Annotated in this window: 17 protein-coding genes, 1 riboswitch and 1 other annotated feature; of the genes, 8 read left to right on the top strand and 9 right to left on the bottom strand. The window is 53.7% G+C overall.

Annotated elements, in window-relative coordinates; all coding sequences use genetic code 11:
- The first annotated feature begins 36 nt into the window (after window positions 1-36).
- Entirely contained in the window at window positions 37-996 is a 960-nt protein-coding gene (locus tag KTH_RS19245; RefSeq protein ID WP_497620543.1) for a DUF2207 family protein, read from the top strand.
- 82 nt (window positions 997-1,078) lie between these two features.
- On the opposite strand, the gene asd is transcribed toward KTH_RS19245, so the two are convergent.
- The 4 genes from asd to metX all read right to left on the bottom strand — a co-directional run bounded on the left by asd (window position 1,079) and on the right by metX (window position 6,315).
- The gene (gene asd / locus KTH_RS19240) at window positions 1,079-2,152 is read right to left on the bottom strand and encodes an aspartate-semialdehyde dehydrogenase (protein ID WP_111319082.1); all 1,074 of its coding nucleotides are present in this window, start codon (window positions 2,150-2,152) and stop codon (window positions 1,079-1,081) included.
- A 51-nt stretch (window positions 2,153-2,203) separates the two neighbouring features.
- Entirely contained in the window at window positions 2,204-3,673 is a 1,470-nt protein-coding gene (locus tag KTH_RS19235; RefSeq protein WP_111319080.1) for an aspartate kinase, read from the bottom strand.
- Window positions 3,674-3,804: 131 nt separating this feature from the next.
- Complete coding sequence (locus tag KTH_RS19230; protein ID WP_497620540.1) at window positions 3,805-5,130, bottom strand: homocysteine synthase; 1,326 nt, start codon at window positions 5,128-5,130, stop codon at window positions 3,805-3,807.
- A 42-nt stretch (window positions 5,131-5,172) separates the two neighbouring features.
- Window positions 5,173-6,315: a homoserine O-acetyltransferase MetX gene (gene metX, locus KTH_RS19225; protein WP_111319076.1), complete on the bottom strand. Its 1,143-nt coding sequence runs from the start codon at window positions 6,313-6,315 to the stop codon at window positions 5,173-5,175.
- A gap of 192 nt (window positions 6,316-6,507) precedes the next feature.
- Window positions 6,508-6,797, bottom strand: a binding site (T-box leader).
- Window positions 6,798-6,868: 71 nt separating this feature from the next.
- A riboswitch (SAM riboswitch) is annotated at window positions 6,869-6,983 on the bottom strand.
- A gap of 341 nt (window positions 6,984-7,324) precedes the next feature.
- Between metX and KTH_RS19220 the strand changes: the two genes are divergently transcribed.
- Entirely contained in the window at window positions 7,325-7,534 is a 210-nt protein-coding gene (locus tag KTH_RS19220) for a helix-turn-helix domain-containing protein (protein WP_111319074.1), read from the top strand.
- 71 nt (window positions 7,535-7,605) lie between these two features.
- Here the strand turns inward: KTH_RS19220 and KTH_RS19215 are convergent, their stop codons facing one another.
- The 3 genes from KTH_RS19215 to KTH_RS19205 all read right to left on the bottom strand — a co-directional run bounded on the left by KTH_RS19215 (window position 7,606) and on the right by KTH_RS19205 (window position 10,210).
- Window positions 7,606-8,778, bottom strand: coding sequence for a thiolase family protein (locus tag KTH_RS19215; protein ID WP_111319072.1), 1,173 nt, complete (start codon window positions 8,776-8,778; stop codon window positions 7,606-7,608).
- Between the two features lie 68 nt (window positions 8,779-8,846).
- Window positions 8,847-9,512, bottom strand: coding sequence for a hypothetical protein (locus KTH_RS19210; protein WP_497620538.1), 666 nt, complete (start codon window positions 9,510-9,512; stop codon window positions 8,847-8,849).
- Window positions 9,500-10,210: a hypothetical protein gene (locus KTH_RS19205; RefSeq protein WP_497620536.1), complete on the bottom strand. Its 711-nt coding sequence runs from the start codon at window positions 10,208-10,210 to the stop codon at window positions 9,500-9,502. Before KTH_RS19205 ends, KTH_RS19210 begins: the two co-directional genes overlap by 13 nt.
- Window positions 10,211-10,465: 255 nt before the next feature.
- On the opposite strand from KTH_RS19205, the gene KTH_RS19200 reads away from it, so the two are divergent.
- The 3 genes from KTH_RS19200 (at window position 10,466) to KTH_RS19190 (ending at window position 13,378) form a co-directional block, all read left to right on the top strand.
- Window positions 10,466-11,359 (top strand): eIF2B alpha/beta/delta subunit family protein, encoded by an 894-nt coding sequence (locus KTH_RS19200; RefSeq protein WP_497620534.1) that lies wholly within the window; start codon window positions 10,466-10,468, stop codon window positions 11,357-11,359.
- A 139-nt stretch (window positions 11,360-11,498) separates the two neighbouring features.
- Window positions 11,499-12,920: a gamma-glutamylcyclotransferase family protein gene (locus tag KTH_RS19195; RefSeq protein ID WP_497620532.1), complete on the top strand. Its 1,422-nt coding sequence runs from the start codon at window positions 11,499-11,501 to the stop codon at window positions 12,918-12,920.
- A gap of 164 nt (window positions 12,921-13,084) precedes the next feature.
- A complete protein-coding gene (locus tag KTH_RS19190) occupies window positions 13,085-13,378 on the top strand; it encodes a GYD domain-containing protein (protein ID WP_111319062.1) in 294 nt (97 codons plus the stop codon).
- An 88-nt stretch (window positions 13,379-13,466) separates the two neighbouring features.
- On the opposite strand, the gene KTH_RS19185 is transcribed toward KTH_RS19190, so the two are convergent.
- Window positions 13,467-14,561, bottom strand: coding sequence for a gluconeogenesis factor YvcK family protein (locus KTH_RS19185; protein ID WP_497620529.1), 1,095 nt, complete (start codon window positions 14,559-14,561; stop codon window positions 13,467-13,469).
- 419 nt (window positions 14,562-14,980) lie between these two features.
- Between KTH_RS19185 and KTH_RS19180 the strand changes: the two genes are divergently transcribed.
- Window positions 14,981-16,159: a tetratricopeptide repeat protein gene (locus KTH_RS19180; protein WP_170142334.1), complete on the top strand. Its 1,179-nt coding sequence runs from the start codon at window positions 14,981-14,983 to the stop codon at window positions 16,157-16,159.
- Between the two features lie 86 nt (window positions 16,160-16,245).
- Here KTH_RS19180 and KTH_RS19175 read toward each other — a convergent pair whose 3' ends face one another.
- Complete coding sequence (locus KTH_RS19175; RefSeq protein WP_497620527.1) at window positions 16,246-17,064, bottom strand: hypothetical protein; 819 nt, start codon at window positions 17,062-17,064, stop codon at window positions 16,246-16,248.
- Between the two features lie 170 nt (window positions 17,065-17,234).
- On the opposite strand from KTH_RS19175, the gene KTH_RS19170 reads away from it, so the two are divergent.
- Together KTH_RS19170 and KTH_RS19165 are read left to right on the top strand one after the other, a co-directional pair.
- Window positions 17,235-19,220: a glycoside hydrolase family 15 protein gene (locus KTH_RS19170; RefSeq protein ID WP_497620525.1), complete on the top strand. Its 1,986-nt coding sequence runs from the start codon at window positions 17,235-17,237 to the stop codon at window positions 19,218-19,220.
- Window positions 19,221-19,403: 183 nt separating this feature from the next.
- On the top strand, window positions 19,404-20,675 hold the full coding sequence (locus KTH_RS19165) for a calcium:cation antiporter (protein WP_111319052.1): 1,272 nt from the start codon (window positions 19,404-19,406) through the stop codon (window positions 20,673-20,675).
- The last annotated feature ends 29 nt before the right edge of the window (window positions 20,676-20,704 follow it).

Here is a 20,704-nt window from a genome sequence, read left to right as displayed (position 1 = left end):
AGTTGAAAAATAAAAGATAAAGGATGGTCGATCGCTGTGTTCATCGCTGGCATTCTTCTTTTTTTGCTCGGGGCCGCTGCCCTCTTCTGGTATTGGAGAAAAGAAGGTGGCTTTGCTCGCACTCATCTGGATGATACAGAGATACAGGAACCGGAGTGCCTGGCTCCGGCAATTGCAGGGATCATGGCGATGAGTGCGCCGTTGCCGTCCTGGCATCATGCCCAGAGCGCCCTCTATCATCTGGCCAATCGGGGCATCTTACGAGTGCAGGAACTTGAGGAAACGGTTCTCTGGCGACCCGATCAGGCGGATTATCTACTTGAAATCGTTCAGGTGCCAGAGCAGTTGAGCGAGCATGAGCAGGGAGTGCTTGCCATGCTTTTCCCGGAAGGATATACGCGGGGAGCCTCGCTGAAAGCTTCTCAATTGAAGCGAGCCTATAGCAAACAATATCGATATTTCGCTGACGCATTGTTGCATGAGCTCGAAGAAAAGGGTTTTCTGGATCGGCGAAGGCAATATGTCCGCGGACATTTCGGCCTGATTTGTGTTTGTTCTCTGATCCTGGCGCTGATCGGGTGTATGATCGGGCTGACCGTTGGCTCGACCGAGGGGATCGGTTCGGTTGTCCACCTGGCCTTTGGCTTACTGGGCATTAGTGCCATCGCGTTCTTTATGCGCCTGCTTTATTCGACGCTCTCACCCCGAGGGCGAAGGCAGTCGCAGCGCTGCCGGGAATTCGCGAACTCGCTGCTCACAGCAATGAAGAAGGATACCGGGCCCGAAACGTTTGTGCAATACTTCCCCTATGCTGCCGGGTTTGGCTGGTTGGCCGCGTGGGTTTATGCGTTTCAGCAGCGTGAGGCTTTGAACGCTCCTGACTGGTATCAGCCTCGTACCTCGGGGGATGCACCACGCTCATTTGCTGCGATGCTCTTGATGTGGAATTCGATCTTTACCCGTAGCAATGGCGGTGATCTCCGCAAAAGTAACTAGGAAGTATCCGGGACGTCTCTGGTCGAGAGAAAGAGGACGGCACAAGGCCTGATGCTTTGCGCCGTCCTTTCATCGCAAGAGGCTAGAGCAAACCTTTTTGCACACAGAGTTCCGCATTCAGGACCGAACCACCAGCCGCGCCCCGGATGGTGTTGTGACCCAGGACCACAAACTTGTAGCTGAGAATCGGGCAGGGGCGCAGGCGTCCGATAGTTGCTGTCATACCCCGGCCTGCATTGCGGTCGCGAACCGTTTGCGGGCGATCCTCTTCATAACGATAGATCAGCGGATGCGCGGGAGCCGTAGGAAGCTTGAGCTGTTGTGGCTCTGGCTGATAGTTTGTCCAGACTGCAATGATATCCTCGGGGGTGGCCTGACGCTCAAGCTCTATACTGACGCATTCCAGGTGTCCTTCTCGGGTAGGAACGCGGGTGCAGTGAGCACTGACAGCAAGGGGAGCATCAACAAATCCCCGGCCCTCTTCCCAGGTACCAAGCATTTTACGCGTCTCGCGTTCCAGCTTCTCTTCTTCGCCCCCGATATATGGGATCACATTATCTACAATGTCATAGGAAGGCAGACCGGGATAACCTGCCCCGGAGATTGCCTGTAGCGTGGTGAGGATGGCTTTCTTGATGCCAAAGGCCTGCTGGAGTGGCTTGAGGGCCATTACCAGCGGCGTCGCCGAACAGTTCGCATTCGTGATAATAAAGCCGGGCCATTCTCTGCGTTGGCGCTGTTCCTGAATGGCCGCGACATGATCGGCGTTGACTTCTGGAATCAACAGGGGCACATCGGGTGCCATGCGGTGGTTTTTTGCATTGCTGAAGACCGCTACTCCGGCTCGGGCAAAGGCCTCCTCGATCTCGCCCGCTACCTCTCCGGGAAGCGCTGAGAAGACAACGCGTACGCCCGGGAGCGCTTCGGGACGACAGGCAACGACCGGCAAGGAGGCGACAGAAGCGGGCATGTCGCTTTCGGGGAGACGCCAGCGGGCTACTTCTCCATAGGGGCGGCCACCATGCTGCTCTGAGGCGGCAAGCCCGACCAGCTCAAACCAGGGATGATTGTGCAAAAGCTCGATGAAGCGTTGACCGACCATGCCTGTCGCGCCAAGAACGGCCACTGGAATACGTTGCTGTAACTGTGATGCCATAATAGTGCGTATTCTCTCCATTTCACTCAAGATTGATTTTGTCTGGCAGCCTTATGCTTCGCGGCGTTTTTCCTGTGTGGAATGGCGTACCAGCGGGATAACAGGCGCAATCAGATCACGATGCAGACTTCGCAGCGCCCGCTCGCTATCCTTCTCCTCAATAACCAGCGTGATATTGAGGTCGGAGGAACCCTGAGCGATAACCGGGATTCGCTCGTGTGCCAGGGCTGCGACGGCGCGGGCCGGGCTCATCGGATCAGCCATAAAACCGGAGCCAATGCAGGCACAGAGCGCTACATTGCGGCGACAGCGTACTGTCCAGTGTCCCATATCGTGTTGGAGCAGTGCAAGGATCGAGTCAGCAGATGCAGCCTCAACCAGAAATGAAAGGTGTTGACCCGAAGTTGAACAGATCGCAACCGGGGCTGCATCGGCGCGTGCCGCCAGCTCAAAGACCTGACCGGCATTCTCCTGAGCCCCGAACATATCCGTGCTCTCCATGATGATCAGGGCCAGGTTACGCTTAACGGTGATCGCACGTGCGCCGCTATTCCGCTGCGGGGCAACCGGTCCCACCACGGTGCCGCGAAGATGCGGGCGGAATGTGTTGCGTACCCGGACCGGAATATTGCGTGAGGCAATCGGGATCAGCGTGCGCGGATGCAGAACCTTCGCACCGAACCAGGAGAGCCGGGCGGCTTCTGCATATGAAAGGTGTGTTAGAAGGCGGGCATTCGTCACCTGGCGTGGGTCGGCGGTAAGGACACCATCCACGTCGGTAAAGATAGTCACTTCCGTGCAGTCGAGTGCTGCACCGATAACCGTGGCAGAGTAGTCCGAGCCGTTACGTCCCAGGGTGGTCACAAAGCCTGTGATGGTGCGGCCCAGGAAGCCAGCAGCAATGGGGACAATCCCACGCTCGACCAACGGGCGAACCAGTTTTGCCGCGTTGGCCCGGGTCTCTTCAGGAATAGGGTTTGCGCCAATGACCACACCGAAAGGCTGAGTGGTATCAGTTTTGGGGTGACTTGTAATGATAATTTCCTGTCGGATAGGTTCGGCAGCAATCCCTATTTCATTGACCGCGGCGGCAACCAGCAGGACCGAAAGCCGCTCGCCATATGCGGCAACCGCAGCGGTACGAAGCGTGACATCCTGATTCAGCTCGGCAACCCGCGCCAGAGCCTTAATATCGAGTTGTAATGATGAAAAGGTATTGGTCAGTTCAGCAAGCAGATCCGAAAGCGCTCTGCGATCAGTGACGAGCACTTCTGCGGCGTCGAGATGTTTTTGTCGCAGCTCCTTAAACTCTCGTATAATCTCCTCTTGCTGCCCTTCGCAGGCGTAGCGGGCAATACGGAGAAGCTGGTCCGTGATACCTGCCATTGCTGATACAACGACAACTGGAAAAGCGTCCTGTTCCTGACGCGCCTGTGCGATAACGCGGGCCACCTGTTGGATACGTTCACCACTTCCTACAGATGTACCGCCGAATTTCAAAACACAAACAGCATGTTCCATTTAAGTCACCCCAATTTGACAATGCTTCATGGTCCGGGATTGCCGGACACTCTTTCCTATGAACCGAAAACAAAAAGAAGAGGTATCGCTGATACGCCGCGATACCTCTCGATGAAGCGAATCGTGTCACGTTACGCGTTGACCGATTCATTTGCGGCGGCTACAGCAGCTTTGAGCGCCTGATCCAGGTCCTCAATCAGATCCTCTACGGTCTCAAGGCCAACCGAGAGACGGATGAAGTCTGGAGTGACGCCGGTTGCCTCTTGCTCCTCTGGCGTGAGCTGTGAGTGCGTAGTGCTGGCAGGATGAATAATCAGAGATTTGGCATCGCCAATATTTGCCAGATGCGAGAAGAGCTCAATATGGCGAATCAACTGCTTACCTGCTTCAAGCCCACCTTTAATGCCAAAGCCAAGAATAGCGCCATAACCATGCGTGAAGTATTTTTTCGCCAACTCGTGCTGCGGATGGCTCTTCAAGCCGGGATAGCTGACCCAGGAGACAGCAGGATGCTCTTCCAGAAACTCTGCAATGCGCTGCGCGTTCTGGCTATGCCGCTCCATGCGCAGCGGAAGGGTTTCCAGACCTTGCAGGAAAAGCCAGGCATTAAACGGGCTGACAGCCGGGCCCATGTCACGTAAAAGCTGGACACGTGCCTTCGTAATGTATGCCTGTGGACCCAGTGCCTCGACATAGCGCAGCCCATGATATGAGGGATCTGGCTCGGTCAGGCCGGGGAAGCGCCCACTCGTGGCCCAATCGAAGGATCCGCCATCGACAATAACCCCACCGATGGAGGTTCCGTGACCACCGATAAACTTGGTGGCCGAGTGAATCACGATATCCGCTCCGTGTTTCAGCGGCTGCACCAGATACGGCGTCGCCATAGTGTTATCAATAATCAGGGGAATCTTGTTGGCATGCGCGATCTCGGCGATCGTGCTGATATCCAACGTGTCCTGCCGTGGATTGCCGACCGTTTCTGCATAGACAGCTTTTGTTTTCTCTGTAATCGCAGCACGAATGTTTTCCGGGTCGCGGCTATCAACAATGCGTGTGGTGATGCCGAACTTGGGAAGGGTGTAGTGCAGCAGATTGTAGGTCCCGCCGTAGAGGCTTGCGGAGGCAACAATTTCGTCGCCCGCCTCGGCGATATTGAGAATCGCCAGCAACTCAGCAGCCTGTCCAGAGGCGGTAGCCAGTGCGCCAACGCCGCCCTCTAATGCCGCAATACGCCGCTCAAATGCATCCTGAGTCGGATTCATAATGCGGGTGTAAATATTGCCACTTTGCTGCAAAGAAAAGAGATTCGCCGCATGTTCCGGGCTATCAAACACATAGGATGATGTCTGATAGATGGGCACCGCACGGGCATTAGTTGCGCTATCGGCTGTCTCCTGTCCTGCATGCAGAGAGAGGGTTTCAAATCCATAGCTGCGATTACTGTTGAGCGCCATAGAAAGTCAACTCCTTTTCAATCGAGTGAGTAGAGAAACCAGCTAAACAAGCTGCGTGATAACTGCGGACATCTGCTGCCATTCTTTTAAGAATGCATCATGACCACAAGGCGAGTCAAGTTCTGTATAGATTGCATTACCGCCCAGCTTGCGTACAGCATCAGCCAGAGCCTGCACACGAGCTGCCGGGAAGAGAAAGTCCGAGGTAATGCCGACAAACAGGATTTTGCTGCTGATTCGGCGCAGCGCCGCTTCCAACGAGGGGAAACCGGCACTGATGTCGAAGAGATCCATTGCCCTGCTGAGATAGAGATAGCAGTTCGCATCAAAGCGACGCACCAGCGCCTCACCCTGATAGTAGAGGTAGTTTTCAACGTCGAAGCGGCCACCCAGATCGGGATGGCTGGTCGGCGAAGAAACGGCCTCGCGTCTCAGCGTATTGCGCCCGAAGCGGTGTTCCATTGACGCCTCGCTTTGATAGGTGATCATTGCCAGCATGCGTGCAATCGAAAGGCCGGTGGCGGGGCCTTTCCCTGGTGCATAGTCGCCACACTGCCAGTCGGGATCGGCCATAATGGCCTGGCGGGCGACTTCATTGAAGGCAATTCCCTGGGCGGTCAGCGCTCCTGTGGCGGCAATGACCGCTGTTTTTGAGATCAGCTCGGGGTAGAGTACTGACCAGCAGAGCGCTTGCTGACCGCCGATAGACCCTCCAATGACCAGTTCGAGCCGTTTCACGCCCAGATGATCGATCAGCTTGCGCTGTGCTCGCACCATGTCATGGATGGTTATAACCGGGAAGCGCATTCCATATGGACGCCCAGTCCGAGGGTCGATGGATGCGGCTCCGGTGCTGCCATAACAGCCGCCAAGCACGTTCGAGCAGATGATGAAATACCGGTCGGTATCCAGTGGGCGGCCCGGCCCTATCAATGGATTCCACCATGCTGCTTTGGGATCATAGGGACGAGCCGGGTCATGGGCGTGGGCATCACCGGTCAGCGCATGGGTAATCAGAATCGCGTTTGTGCCTGTGGCATTGAGTGTTCCCCATGTCTCATATGCCAGCGTAATCGGGCCGAGCACTCCTCCCTGCTGGAGTGATAGCCGATCAAAGGAAAAGGTCTTCTTTTGTGTTTCCGGTGTGATCGAAATGGGCTGCGTGATCTGAACTTTTGCCACCATAGGTTTTCGACTCTCCTTTCACGCTACTGGACTGTAGCGTGCCTCTCAAAAGGGCTCTCCTGTATGTCAACCGAACAGACGGATGTACCGTATTCAGGCTCTAGAACGCTAGTGAACCAATATCGAATATATATTGACACGCCCTGAAATATCTATGGAGGAGGAAAAGGGTGAAAAAAAACCCTCCCCCATCACAGGGGCGAGGGTAACTAGGCTTCGCGGTACCACCCTGATTTGTTGACACCTCACGGTGTGCAACCTCAGTGAGTGCTGTTCTCCTTCCTCTTTTCTCTACCTGCTGGAAGTGACAGCACTGCTGGCCTATAACGTAGCCACACGGCTCAACCTACTCTAGCTATACAGCTTTTTCAGTCTGCAACTCCGAGGTCATCTTCAATGCTGGTATGACGCTGACCTTCTCATCAACCGTCAACTCGCTGTAGTCACCCGTTGCATTTACTCGTCCTCTTCACGGTCATTTCCGTTCTATGCAGTGTTCAGGGCAACAAAAAACCCCTGACTTTTGACAGGGGTGCTGCGACTACGCATACTCCCCTCATCTTGCGGATTATGCATTCCGCCGGAATTGGCACCCTGTGTAATGCGACTTTGCAACACGGGTTGCCGGGCTTCATCGGGCCGTTTCCCTCCACCTCTCTGGATGAGAGCAATTGCTACTGCATATATTTTATTGTCAAAAGGTGCTTGCGTTTCGTATCGTTGTTAAGTATACCTAAGAGTTCTGAAAAATGTCAAGGGGGTGCACTGGAATTTGTTGAGCCGCTCCCCTTCTTTTTTTTATCCGTTCCCGGTGTAAAAAGAGCAAATATTGGAGAATGGTCATGTTTTCCTTTAAAATATGAAAAATAGATGGAAAATATTATATACTAAGACGTTAAATAAGTAAGAGTATACTATCATTTGTCGGCTTCTCCCGTTACTACCTTTATTTACTAAGAGGCCGTACTACACGTACTTAAACCGATATTCGTTTTTCAAGGGGGAAGACATGATACGTCTCAAGGTGAGGGAAATTGCTGAAAGCAAGAGCATCAGTATGACCCGTTTATCGAGAATCGCTGATGTAAACTACAAGACTGTACAGGCGCTGTTTCATGATCCGTATCGTGACGTAGCGTATAGCACTTTGGTCAAGCTCTCACGAGCCTTAGGGGTCAGTGTTGGCGATCTGGTTGAGGAGGAGCCCGACCGCAATTAGAACTATGGACAGGAAAGGAGAGAGAACAATGTATACGTACCCTGAAAACCGCTCAGGGTACGTTTTTTGGCTTAATCCAGCCGTTCAAGAATCAAGGCGTTGGCCATACCTCCGCCCTCACAGATCGTCTGAAGACCGTAGCGGAGCCCCGTTCGCTCCAGTTCGCAAAGCAGCGCAGTGGTCAGACGTGCCCCCGAGGCGCCCAATGGATGCCCAAGCGCAATTGCTCCGCCGTTGACATTGACCTTTGCCTGATCGACCCCAAGTTCATGCTGCCAGGCAAGCACAACACTTGCGAACGCCTCGTTGATCTCGAACAGGTCTATTTGCTCAAGCGTCATGCGTGCCTTTGTTAAGACCTTGCGCGTGGCAGGTATGGGCGCAGTCAGCATAAACACGGGATCAGCTCCGGCAAGTGCGAAGGAGACAAAACGCGCTCGTGGCTTGAGGCCGAGGCGCTCAGCAACTCCTCGCTCCATTAGCAGCAGAGCGCAAGCTCCATCGCTAATCTGGGAGGAGTTTCCTGCCGTGATACGTCCTGCTGACCTGAACGCTGGCTGAAGCGCGGCCAGCTTTTCGAGACTGGTATCAGTACGAATCCCTTCATCTCGTTCCATTAGAACGCCAGTCTCCTGAAGCGGAACCGGAATAATCTGTGAGCGGAAACGCCCCTCAGCAGTAGCCTGTGCTGCTCGGCGATGGCTTTCGAGGCTGAAGGCATCCAGTTCGGCCCGACTGAGTTCCCATTTTTCTGCGATCAACTCCGCACTGATGCCCTGGTGGACAAGTCCTTCTGTGTAGCGTGCACTCATTCGCGGCCCGAATGGCTGTCCTGGCCCATGCTCATAGGTTGACCCCATCGGGACACGAGTCATTGATTCGACCCCTGCCGCAATGGCGACGTCATATGCTCCGCTGATGATGCCCTGCGCGGCAAAATGAACCGCCTGCTGTCCTGAGCCGCACTGACGGTCAACGGTGGTTGCAGGCACACTTTCGGGAAAGCCCGCGGCAAGCACTGCATTGCGTCCGATATTCAATGCCTGTTCTCCAACCTGGTCAACACAGCCTACAATGACGTCATCAACGAGGGTTGGGTCAAGGTTGGTGCGTTCGATCAGGGCGGAAAGGACATGAGCAAGGAGATCAACAGGATGCCAGTCTTTCAGGCTTCCATTTCGTTTCCCGATCGGTGTGCGCAGGGCGGCAACAATCACGGCCTCGCGCGTGGAGGGCTGTAACATAGCATGTTCTCCCTGACTGCTGCTAGAAAACAGTCTATAGTCTTTTCTCTTATTATCGCATAAATTGCTCAAGAGAGTTGCTCAACCAGAGCGACCAGCAGGCGGATCAGCAGCAGGCTGACGATGATCGCAAGGCCGATTGCGATAAACCAGGCCAGCAGATTCACCACGAGAAGCAGCAAGAAAGGGAGCATAAGCAACATGTTCAAACTTCCACCAAGTGCCTGCGCAAAAGCAATCCACTGAAGCCCTAAATGGCCCTGGCGCAGGTTACGGGTGATTACGAGTAGCGCTATTCCGCTACAGAAGAGGCTGCCATTGAGCAGTTGGAGTGGAAACGCCTGCGAGATCCATTGCATATAGACAGTTAGCGGATTGTTCAACCAGCCCAGAAAGAAGGGGAAGTATATACTCTGTAGTGGCTGCTTCATCAGTGGGAAAAGCAGCAGAAGGGCCGCACAGATCACAGAGAGTAACATTCCTGCCTGTGCGCCCTGCTTGAGCTTTGTCGTAAAGGGAAGCGGTTGGTGCTCATAAATGACCGTGTGCTCTATGAAGTCCTGTACGCTGATTCCTGAGAAGGGGGAAGGTTCCCTGTCCTGTTGTTGTCTCTGTCGTTGTGTTGGCAGCATAAAAAACTCCTGGATAGTTTGGTCGGTCAGATTGAAGCGCCCGGGAGGCATGCAGGCTGCCGGGAAGCATACCTCCCGCTCAGCCAGCTTTACCAGTACCATTGTGCCAGAACAAACCATGTGGCCAGGCCATGCTGATCGGCATACGCACCAAAGATCAGCGGGTCAAGCAGTGCTGCGGCTGCGATTCCGGCCCCGGTGGTGGCGATGCCCGCACCCTTAATACCGGCAGTAAAGGCCTTTTTCAGCTTGCCCAGAACGATTGTAGTAGCGATATGTGCGATGTTGCCTAGCTGTTCGGCGGTGGCGGCTGCTTCCTTTGGCACAGGCGGCGCGATGACTTCCAGTGGAATTGGTCCATGCTCGCTGACGCTGTTGCGTGGCACCTCGTGGGCAATGTAGGTCCGCATCTGGTCGAGTGGTACCCCGGCTTCTCTGATGAGTTGAAGGCGTCGAGCGACATGAAGCGGCACAGGGAACTTTCCTGATGCCAGGAGCGGATCTTCTTCTGCCGGAAGAATCACTACATCTGTTTGCGCACCTCGAATCAGCTTTGAGCCAGTAAACAACGGATACTCGCCGAGGCACTGGATCGCAATGCCATGCTCCTGGCAGGGCTTCTCGATCAGCTCGGTGGCTCGCTGGCGTAAGGTGAATGCGGCCTGTGTCCAGATACAAAGCGTGCTGGCGAGGACATTTGGTGAGATACCCTGTATAACACCTTGCCTGGCGAGCGCGCTCTGTATTGTGCTGGTGACACGCCTTGCTTGAACATCATCCCGGTACAATGTATGATGCATTGTGTTCTCCTTTGTTCCAATGGCGAAACATGCTGTACGTGAATACCCTCTCTACCTTTATGACGCAGTTATTGTGGAATGTATTAAATCTCACGGTTACGATAAAAGAAATGCTATCTGCACACGCACGAAAAAGTACAACTGTTGGTTGTACGATTAGTCGATGCTCTGACGCAGACTATGTTAAACTGTTTCTTTGTTGTTTATGACGTTGCAAAACGGCAAAGATAAATTTGCTGCCAGGAGGGATGTACTATGAATGCAATTGAACAAAGAGTGAAAAAACTGTACTCAGATAGAGAACATGGGTCACGCTGGTTAGTGCGTGAGGCAATTTGTATTATGCACGATGCAGCGAAGGAGAAGGTTACCGAACAGCAAGAGCATATTTACATGCTGCGAGAAGTTGCGCGCGAAATCGCACAGGCGCGTCCGGCAATGGCGGCTCTTTCGGGGGCGATGGGCCTGTTAATGGTCGGACGCAAAACGCCCGCGGAGATCGCAGCGGCCGCTGCAAGGATGCTCTCTGACTATGACCGCATGACCACCCGTATCGCGCAGCACGCGGCTCCCTTATTGCACGGGAGCCTGCTGACATGCAGCATCTCCAATACCGTACTTGATGTGTTGCGGGCCTGCCGGCAGCAGATCAGCGAGGTGGTGGTGATGGAAGGGCGCCCGAACTTTGAGGGGCGTGAGACGGCACTAATCTTACAGTGTGCCGGGCTGAAGATCACGCTGATTACCGATGCTCAGGCCGCTCTTTTTCTGCCACGCTGTCAGGCGGTGGTGGTCGGTGCTGATAGCGTGCTGGAAGATGGCACGGTGCTGAATAAGGCCGGGACGGCTCTGGTAGGCTGGGCGGCTCACGGTCTCCAGATCCCCTTCTATGTGCTCTGTGAGACATTGAAGATCACGCCGCGCCACTGGAACCCCGACGAGGAACACTGGCTTGAAGAAAAAGAGCCAGAGGAGGTCTGGCCGGACGCGCCTGAAGGGATTGCAGTGCGCAATTTTTACTTTGATGCGACACCTTCCCACCTGGTGCGCCACTGGATTACGGAGCAAGGAACGCTGAAACGGGACGAGATTGGCACCTATGCCCGGAAGATCGGGGAGGCGATGCTCGCGTTGCAACTGGCTCCGTAGAGCACGGTAGGGGTGGGGAAAGAGAGTGACGCGGGAGACAACACTACTTTTGGCCTATTGATTTGGTGAAAATGGGAGTTGTTTGTATCCTGATACTACAGAAAGCAATAGTCTGACACTTCTTGAAATAAGGTGGTGCATGTGGAAGAAGGTGAAAGCAGTGGAGAGTCAGAGCAACGAGCACAAGCGAGTAGAGGATGCTTCCGATGACATCATGGCTGTGGCTGAGGGAGAGCAAGAGAACGAAGAGGTGGCGCCCGGCGTCTCTGTCATCAGAAGCAATACTCCCAGACCGTTAACCCTGCATTCTGAGCTTGCTCTTCACGATCTATCGCAGCTCGAAGAGCCGGAGGCAAGCGAGGAAGAGATACAGCCCTCCTTTCCGGCAAAGGCCCCGTCTGCCCCCCCTTTGCCCGAAGAAATCGACGAGGAAGAAGAGTCGGTTGAGGAGGGATCAACCGTTACAACCGCTCCCGTTGAGACAGTACCGCAATTCACCTGGCTTTTTGAATATGGCCTTGAGATGGACCCTACCGTGCTGAATAGCGTCGAACGGATGGATGGACAGGCTCTGCTCTATGGTCCCGCAGTACTGAAAGGCTATAGTATTTTATTGGGAACCCTGCCGAACGAACAAAAGACCCTGGCAACCATTGAACCCGGACCTGAAGCAAAGGCGGAGGTCTGGGGGGTGCTCTATCGTGTGCCACAACGCCTGACAAAGCCCGTAGATGATGAAGCATCGCTGCTGGATAGGGTGCATGCGGCTGCGCCTCCACGGCCCCTGTTTCGCCCCGTACAGGCCGTTGTGCGCGAGGCCTATCGGTCCCGCGATATCTCCTGTATCACCTATATTGCAACCGAGGCCGTGCGTCAGCAATTGCAGCCCCTTTCTCTGCTATCGGAGTCGGGGGGAACGGCTTTTGTTCAGCAACTGGCGGCAGCGGCTCGTAAACAAAAACTACCGATGAAGTACCTGGGGAGGTATATGATGCAAGAAGAGGATGCAGCAACCACCGAGGAGAAAAGCAGGCTGGATACGGCACTGATCGAGTATGCCCCGCAGGATACAGAGCCGCTTCCAGCCTTTCAGGAGCTTCAGGAAAAGGAGGCCAGCAAGGAACCATTGTTGCCGCGTGCGACGACGCGTCGGCGTTCCTCTCTGTTAACTTTATTTGCGACCTATCTGGTATTTACGCTCCTGCTAACACTCACCTTTGCAGTGTTGCATGGCATTGGTTTTGCGCGGGCTATCTTGAATGAAGAGTTTACGCTGTTGGGAGTCCCCTGGCTGGTCTTGATGTATGGTTTGTTGGGTGGCTGTATCAGTTGTCTGTTAACCCTGAGCCAGTATCGAAGTGCTCCCCCACCATTATTTATCGTCATCACGTGGTTCACACGACCATTTGTCGGCGCGGTTCTGGCTCTCTTCACCTATCTTCTGCTTTCCAGTGGGTTGTTTGTGTTTCAGGGTGGCATTATGACGCATCGCGGTATCTTCTTGCTGGCGGGAGCGCTGGCCGGAATCTGTGAAGGCTGGCTCTTTGTCCAGAAGAGGTAAAATGAGAAAAGGACCATTACGATATTAAAAATCTGAGATGAGAGAAAAGAATTAGAAAGAAAAGGTACTTGTGTTGTCGGCATGCCAGCGTATACAATGGAGTATATGGCCGTTGTTCTGCGAGACGGTGCATGTCTTTTTTCTCAATGTGGAGGAAAACGTCTATGCCAACATACGTGACTCTGGTCAATTTGACGGAGCAGAGCGTGAAGGATGTCAGGGACGCGCCAGAGCGTCTCAGGGCCTTTGAAGAGGCCGCAAAAGAGGTTGGTGGCAGGTTAGTAGGCTTCTATTTAGTGATGGGCCAGTTTGATTATGTGGTAATCATCGAGGCTCCCGACGATCAGACGGCAGCTCGCCTTCTTCTCGAAACGATGACTCAGGGTTCCATGAGAACGCAAACTCTGAGAGCCTTTCCACGTGAGGAATTTGAACAGATCGCTCACGGATTGCGATGAGCATGACAAGCCCTTCTACGCCAAAGGTAGAAGGGCTTCTTCAGGCCGCGTGAGGGTCCAACAAATACTGGCGTGGCCAGATGCTGTGTTAAAAATAGTCTTTCAGGATGGCCTGCACCAGTCTATCGGCATCGTGACGGGCCAGCGTGTCATCTTCCAGCGTGAGGTGCTCGATGACAACGTTGGGCACCAGACGACTGAGCTGGGCGCGATCGACAAGGACGGGCTCACTGCGCTCTTCAGAATACATCTTGAGGAGATCGGGTGAGAAGGGACCGTCATTAACGATGACGCGGTCGACGCGGGCTCCAAGATAACGATGGATTACATTGACAAAGTCAGATGCTTTGTAGCCATCTGTTTCACCATGCTTGGTCATCAGATTGCAGACATATACCTTTTCGGCCTCTGACTCACGAATAGCGCGTGCGACATCGCGCACCAGCAGATTGGGGAGCAAGCTTGTGTACAGGTCGCCAGGGCCAATAATGATGATATCTGCCCGGCGTAGCGCACGAATCGCCTGAGGACAGGCTGCGGCATCCTCCGGGAGAAGATGGAGACGTTGAATAGGGGAAAGGTCGCCGCGGTCTTTTTTGCCACGTGTATCGATCTCGGTTTCGCTACAGATCGTCGTGCCGTCTTCAAGGTCTGCACAGAGCGTTGTGGGAGTTAAGGTTACCGGCAGAACATTGCCTGCGGTATTGAGGAGTTCTTGCGCGTCTTCAATGGCAAGAAGCAGGTCGCCGTTATTGATGTCCTGTAGCCCTTTAATGATCAGGTTACCCAGACTATGCCCGGTGACACCCTGCCGAATGGTTGCCTCTGTTTCATCCTCATCGTCACGTTCAAAGCGATGCATAAAGACCTCGCGCCAGAGAGCTCCATTGCGGGCAAGCGCTACAAGGGATTGGCGAAGGTCTCCGAGTGGTAACTGGCGACGGAACTCGTCCATGAGCATGCGTGAACTGCCGCCACTATCTGACATAGTCACGATGGCAGTAATGTTCAGGGGATATTTTTTGAGATGCGAAAGCACCGAAAACGTTCCCGAACCTCCACCGATGGTGACAACCCGCAGATTAGTGAGGCGATCATGTAAGCGATGGTTTCCTTGCACTGTCAATCTCCTGCTACTGGATCCACTCTCGTTCTCGATGGTACTATCTTCTTCTAGATGCATCAATTTCGTTTCTCCATCTTCCACATCTAGCCACTTTGCTTGTTTTTGGGCAAAGGGGTAAACGTTTTTTCTTCCTGCTTTTATAATACAGTATCGAGAGGGTGGGCGCTCTGGCCCCTTGCACAGTCTATCACGAAGCTACTTGTCTCGCAAGGAAAAGCGCATATCCTGTAAGTACTGGGTTCTTGTGTAAAAGAAAAGATTACGTTATACTGTGAATAACGGGAAATCTCCTTGCCACTTTGTGGGCGCGGTGGTAAGGGTTCAAGATTTTCCGTTGTACTTTCTTTACCCTCCTTCTATTGGTATATAAGACTTCTTCTCTTCTTTCCTATTTATCCTTCCAAAACTACTCATTTTCCTATGGATGTGTTATAATTGCATATGTTTACATATGATGTAAGGAGGAGATGCGGTTCGTGGTATCAAATGCAAAATTGCAGATGCAGTTGTATCGTGCTCGTCTGCAAATAGAAGAAGGGCAGTCCGACGTTGTCTTGCATGAGTTGCAACAGCTACAGCAGGAGATTCAAGCTGCCAGCGAGAAGCAGCAGCAAGAATTTGCCTATCTGCTTGGCTGGTGTTACGTGGAACGACGCCAGTGGGATGAAGCCATGCGTGTGCTCTCTCCTTTACTGGAACAGGCAACAAGGGCCGAAGGCAGTGAGATTGTGCTAGAGCGCGAGCGCATCGCGTTTTTTTTGCTCTGCCTGGGGAAAGCCGCTTCCAATCTGTTTCTGTTTGTTGATGCATCCCTCCATTTTCAAGCCTGCCTCAAACTGTTGCACGATCGGCGTATTCACCTACCGCGAGTCCGTATTCAAGGGCGCTACTCTCTGGCTACCGCTTTCTATATGCGGGGGCTCTATCAGGCCGCGATACGGGAATACATGGAGGCACTACGCCTGTGTCAGCACTATCAAAACAGGGATGAAGTCCCCAATATTCATTATGGTCTCACCGAGACCTATCGAGCAATGGGCGACTATGAGCGGGCTGGTGAGCATGGAGAGATTGCGCTGAAGTTGTATCGTGAGCAAGCGAATCGTACGTTGGAAGCTCGAATGCTGAACGGCCTCGGATATATTCGTTTTTTGCAAAAGGATTATAGTACAGCGGCTGATTTATATACTGAAGCTCTTTCAATCTGTACCGGCTTGAGCGGTCAGCAGGCGCTTTCTATGATGATCTGTGCCAATCTGGCTACATTGCGTCTGGCTGAAGGGCGACCGGATGCGGCCTGGCGGTATTGTGAACGTGCTCTGGGAATCATCGAGCAGATCAAGGGAGCCTCTCCCTATATGGAAGGTGTAACATATCGGATCATCGGTGAGGTAGTCCATGCCGAAGCCATGCAACAGAGTGGAGAGCGGCGGAAGCAGCTCCTTGCCAGAGCGGTCGGCTATTTTGAACGAGCCATTGAGTGCCTGAAAGGAACGCAGACTGATTTCGCTCTGGCGGAGGTCTATCGGCATCTGGCGCAAACGCTAGAGGCGCAGGGGCAGCAAGAGCGGGCCCTTGAATACTGGCGTTCGGGATATGAACTGTTGCATGCCTCTGAGGCTGGTGGACAGGGCGATACTGCATTCCGCGAATAAAGGCTATAGCCCATCTTCTTTGTAGGTGGCCTCGTATATCAACATCTTGTTTGAGGCGGGCTGTCTCGATCGGGCAGCCCGCTTGCTCATTCCTCTGCTCGCAGCCGAACCAGCATGATGCTAAACCAGAGAATCCACGCGGCAAAGAACAGAATGGCATAGGTGGTTAAGGGCGACTGCCCCGTTGCCGGGCTGCAAGCAACTCCGACCGCGCTGCCACTCAAGGGTGCGGAAACGGCCAGCCCACAGTAGCCAAAAAGGAGCCAGGAAGTCGGCCAGAGCGTGCGCCCGCTTCGAGCAATCATCGCACCAAAGAACAGGCTGGAAAGCGCCAGAATCCCGATCGCGACCGCATTAGTCGTAATGGTAAAGATGTTGGTAAACTGGATAGTTCCCCCTGCAATGGTGCTGCCATGAAAGTTCTGCGCGGTTAGTGTGACATAGATCGTGCCGATGAGCGTTCCCAGAAGGAAAATCAGAATACCAATTGTGCCAAGCCAGGCGGCAAGGACCGCGAACCCCTTTCCTCTCCAGGCAAAAGATGGCATCCCCTCCGCCTGGTGTTCATCTTCTTCCTGCGGTTTCTCGCTCTCCTGCTCTTCACCCTCTTCAAGCTGACGCATCAGTTCTTGCGCGACAATAATGCGGTAGAGTGAATAGGGAAAGGTGAAGAGCAGCGCGAAGGCCAGAAAGAGCAGGCCGCGATAGATCAGGAAGTGGAGCGTGTGCTGCTGAATCCAGAGAAAATAGGCATCCATCCTGCCAACCAGCCGCGTATCATCGAAGCCAGCCGGATTGAGGACCAGCAATTGATAGAGCGGCGTGAGAAGAAGCAAAATAAGTGCGCTGACCAGATACAGCCAGCCGTTTGTGCGTAAACGTGAAAGTAAATTCCGTTTTTTCATGAAAAGCGAACCTACATCTTTGAACTTTCTTCATACAGTAGCAAAAAAGCCTTCATGTCACAAGATCGAAAGGGAAAAGACAGCTCTCTTATCGTTTAACCAGTAGAGACCCTTTGCTCGCCTGTTTTGTTTTGCTGTTGGGTTCAGTTGGAAAGTGGAGGATTGTTGTTATGCCTCGTGATATTCCGGTGGGAAATGGACGATTACTGGTGAATTTCGATCGGGCCTACAATGTGCGTGATATCTACTGGCCACATATTGGACAGGAGTTGCATACTGGTGGCGATATCTCCTATACAGGCATCTGGGTCGACGGCGCGTTTGCCTGGCTCAACGATCCCGAGTGGCGGCGGCAGATTCAGTATAGAGAGGAGACATTGGTCACCCATGTACTGCTTGAGCATCCTCGTTTACAGCTCCGCTTGCTCTGTGAAGATTTGGTCGACTTTCACCACCCTGTGTTTCTCCGCCACATGATTATCACCAATCTAGCGACACGGGAGCGAGAGGTGCGGCTGTTCTTCCATTATGACTGGTATCTCTGGAATGACCGGAACGCAAACACGGTATTTTACGCTCCCGAGCAGCAGGCGCTGATCGCCTATAAGTTGCGTGCATACTTCCTGATGAACGGGTTGGTGCGCCTGGACGGAACAACCACCGTTGGGGTCAGTAGCTGGGCTACCGGGATCAAGCAGTTTCAGGGCGCAGAGGGAACATGGCGTGACGCGGAAGATGGCGTCCTGGGCCGTAATCCGATTGCGCAAGGCTCGGTTGATAGCACACTGGCGCTGCATGTTCCGAATGTTGCTGGCGGCGCTGCTGTTGAGTGCTATCACTGGCTTGTGGCCGGTCAGGACTGGTCTGCCGTTGTGGAACTGGATCGGCTGGTGCGTGAGCGCGGTCCCGAAGTGTTGCTACAGCGTACCGCGAATTACTGGAAGCGTTGGGTGAACAGGGAAGTGGAGCCAGATTTCGCCGACCTGTCGCCTGAACTGGTCGCTCTGTATAAGCGCAGCTTGCTGATTGTGCAGAGCCAGATCGATCACGGGGGCGCTATTCTGGCCGCAAACGATGGCGATGTACAGGAGTTCTCCAATGATAGCTACTCCTACATGTGGCCACGTGATGGGGCGCTGGTTGCAAACGCGCTGAGCCATGCGGGCTATGGCGAGCCGACCCGCTCGTTCTTTCACTTCTGCAACGATGTCCTGACCGAAGGCGGTTATTTGCTTCAGAAGTATAACCCCGACCATTCCTGGGGGAGTAGTTGGGAAGCGTGGATTGATGGGGAAGGGCAGCCTCAGTTGCCGATTCAGGAAGATGAAACGGCTCTGGTGATCTATAGTCTCTGGCAACATTATCAGCGGTTTCATGATATCGAGTTCGTGGCTGCGCTGTTTCGCTCGCTGATCGTGCGAGCGGCTGACTTTATGGTCTCCTATCGAGATCCGAGAACGGGACTGCCCCAGGCCTCCTATGATCTCTGGGAAGAGCGCCGGGGCATCTTTACCTTTACGACCGCCACCGTCTATGCGGGATTGAACGCGGCGGCTCAGTTCGCGCATCTGTTTGGTGAAACTGTGCTGGCGGAGCGCTATGGTAGGGAAGCCGAAGTGATGAGAAGCGCGGCGCTTCAGTACCTCTGGGATGAGGAACGGGGCCACTTCTTGCGTCGAATCCAGGTGAAAGCGGATGGCTTACTTGAGAAAGATACGGCGCTGGATAGCAGCCTGTGCGGTCTGTTCCTCTTCGGGTTGCTGCCCGCCGATGATCCTCGTGTTGAGCGTACCATTCAGGCTGTTGAGCGCGCCCTCTGGGTGAAAACAGAGATCGGGGGGATGGCCCGCTATGAGAATGATCGCTATCATCAGGTGACAGAAGATCTCTCCATTGCGCCGGGGAATCCCTGGTGTATCTGCACTCTATGGCTGGCGCGATATCGCATCGCTCGGGCCCGCTCCCTGGATGAGCTACATCAGGCCTTGCCGCTGCTGGAATGGGTGAAAAAGCGGACCCTGTCGAGTGGCGTGCTGGCAGAACAGATGCATCCCTTTACCGGCGAGCCGCTGAGTGTTTCCCCATTAACCTGGAGCCATGCGGAATATATTATGACCGTGCGCAGTTATTGTGAGGCATATCGCAAGCTGGCATAACCAAATGACGAACAGCGATAAGACAGCGTTTGCTCCTTTATCGCTGTTCTTTTTTGTGTTAGTGTATACATGTGAGAAATAACCCGGAAACAGCCCGTTAAGCGCCTTAACCTCTACATTTTTGCAGAACAGCATAACCCGCCTGCAAAAGAAGAAAATCAATTGAAGGGGAGGACTCTTTTCATGCCGCGCTGGTTGTATTTCCTGCTGATCTTTGCAGTTGCAGCCGTTGTTCTTGATTTCGCACATGTGTCTTTGCCACCCGCCATCATTTTTGGGCTTGCAGCACTTGGCATTGTGCCGCTGGCTGCATTGATTGGCACATCCGTTGAAGGGGTCGCTGAATATACCGGTGAACGCATCGGGGGCTTGCTCTTTGCGACATTTGGCAATGCCACCGAACTGATTATCAGCATTTTTGCGCTGAGTGAAGGATTAGTCGATGTGGTTCGTGCCTCGATTATTGGTGCGATCCTGGGTAATGCGCTCCTGGCCCTGGGAATCTCTGTCTGTGTCGGTGGTTTCAGGCACGGACGCCTGAAGTTCGAGGCTCGCCCGGCCAGTCAGTATGCATCGCTCTTTTTGCTCTGTTCAGCGGGCTTGATGTTGCCAACCATTGCGAATCTGCATGTGGTATCGACGCAACAGAAGGTAGTAGAACATAATCTCTCGGACTTTATTGCGGTCATCCTGTTACTTGGATATATCGCTTCGATTATCTTTAGCGTGTTTCGGTTTCGTGATCATGGTGACGAGGATGAGGATCTAGAGCCGACTCTGGGCGCACGCTCAATGGACGCGATCTCGCGCTTGCTCTCGTACCGCTATCGTCTGGCACAGAGCGATATCGCGGGTAAGACCGAAGCATTGAAGCATATAGATGTCGCTGTGGATACGATGCTCAAACAAGAGCAGAAGCCGGCTGCAACCCGGGAGATCAACCCGGTTCAGGCGGCAGCATCCGCGACAAAACAGCCTGTCCATCTGCACCGTCCGCCGCTCTGGCGTTCTCTGTTGCTGTTGTGTCTCGCCACAGTAGGGGTCGCGCTGGTCTCCGAGGTGTTGGTTGGCTCGATTGAACCGATGGCGAAGGGTCTGGGTTGGAATGAGGCGTTTATAGGTCTGGTGTTTGTGCCATTTATTGGCGCGTTGCCCGAATACTTTAACTGCATCTCGATGGCCTGGAATAAGAAGATCGGTATGGTGTTGGCGGCGTCCGCTGGCTCCTCTATTCAGATCGCGCTGCTGGTTGCACCGCTGTTGGTGCTGCTCAGCCTGTTTATGCCACAACGCCTGGATCTGGTATTCAGTATCGTTGAGCTTGCGGTGCTTGGCATTACGACCTTTCTTTTCAGCGAGATTACAAAAGATGGCGAACTGGTCTGGCTGGAAGGGCTTTTGCTGATACTGCTCTTTGGCATGATGGCAGGAACAGTCTTTGCCTTTGGTGCCTGAACAAGCGAAGGGCGAGCGGAGGATCTCCT

It is taken from the genome of Thermosporothrix sp. COM3, assembly GCF_059696735.1.
Note: the sequence above shows the minus strand (reverse complement) of the source record. Positions and strands in the feature narration are given on the sequence as shown.

Bases quoted from the DNA above. Each gene is read 5' to 3' on its own strand.
- KTH_RS19185 (WP_497620529.1), bottom strand. From the start codon at position 14,561: ATGCATCTAGAAGAAGATAGTACCATCGAGAACGAGAGTGGATCCAGT.
- KTH_RS19235 (WP_111319080.1), bottom strand. From the start codon at position 3,673: ATGGAACATGCTGTTTGTGTTTTGAAATTCGGCGGTACATCTGTAGGA.
- KTH_RS19190 (WP_111319062.1), top strand. From the start codon at position 13,085: ATGCCAACATACGTGACTCTGGTCAATTTGACGGAGCAGAGCGTGAAG.
- KTH_RS19210 (WP_497620538.1), bottom strand. From the start codon at position 9,512: ATGGTACTGGTAAAGCTGGCTGAGCGGGAGGTATGCTTCCCGGCAGCC.
- metX (WP_111319076.1), bottom strand. From the start codon at position 6,315: ATGGTGGCAAAAGTTCAGATCACGCAGCCCATTTCGATCACACCGGAA.
- KTH_RS19165 (WP_111319052.1), top strand. From the start codon at position 19,404: ATGCCGCGCTGGTTGTATTTCCTGCTGATCTTTGCAGTTGCAGCCGTT.
- KTH_RS19230 (WP_497620540.1), bottom strand. From the start codon at position 5,130: ATGGCGCTCAACAGTAATCGCAGCTATGGATTTGAAACCCTCTCTCTG.
- KTH_RS19220 (WP_111319074.1), top strand. From the start codon at position 7,325: ATGATACGTCTCAAGGTGAGGGAAATTGCTGAAAGCAAGAGCATCAGT.
- KTH_RS19170 (WP_497620525.1), top strand. From the start codon at position 17,235: ATGCCTCGTGATATTCCGGTGGGAAATGGACGATTACTGGTGAATTTC.
- KTH_RS19205 (WP_497620536.1), bottom strand. From the start codon at position 10,210: ATGCATCATACATTGTACCGGGATGATGTTCAAGCAAGGCGTGTCACC.
- KTH_RS19215 (WP_111319072.1), bottom strand. From the start codon at position 8,778: ATGTTACAGCCCTCCACGCGCGAGGCCGTGATTGTTGCCGCCCTGCGC.
- asd (WP_111319082.1), bottom strand. From the start codon at position 2,152: ATGGCATCACAGTTACAGCAACGTATTCCAGTGGCCGTTCTTGGCGCG.
- KTH_RS19200 (WP_497620534.1), top strand. From the start codon at position 10,466: ATGAATGCAATTGAACAAAGAGTGAAAAAACTGTACTCAGATAGAGAA.
- KTH_RS19175 (WP_497620527.1), bottom strand. From the start codon at position 17,064: ATGAAAAAACGGAATTTACTTTCACGTTTACGCACAAACGGCTGGCTG.
- KTH_RS19195 (WP_497620532.1), top strand. From the start codon at position 11,499: ATGTGGAAGAAGGTGAAAGCAGTGGAGAGTCAGAGCAACGAGCACAAG.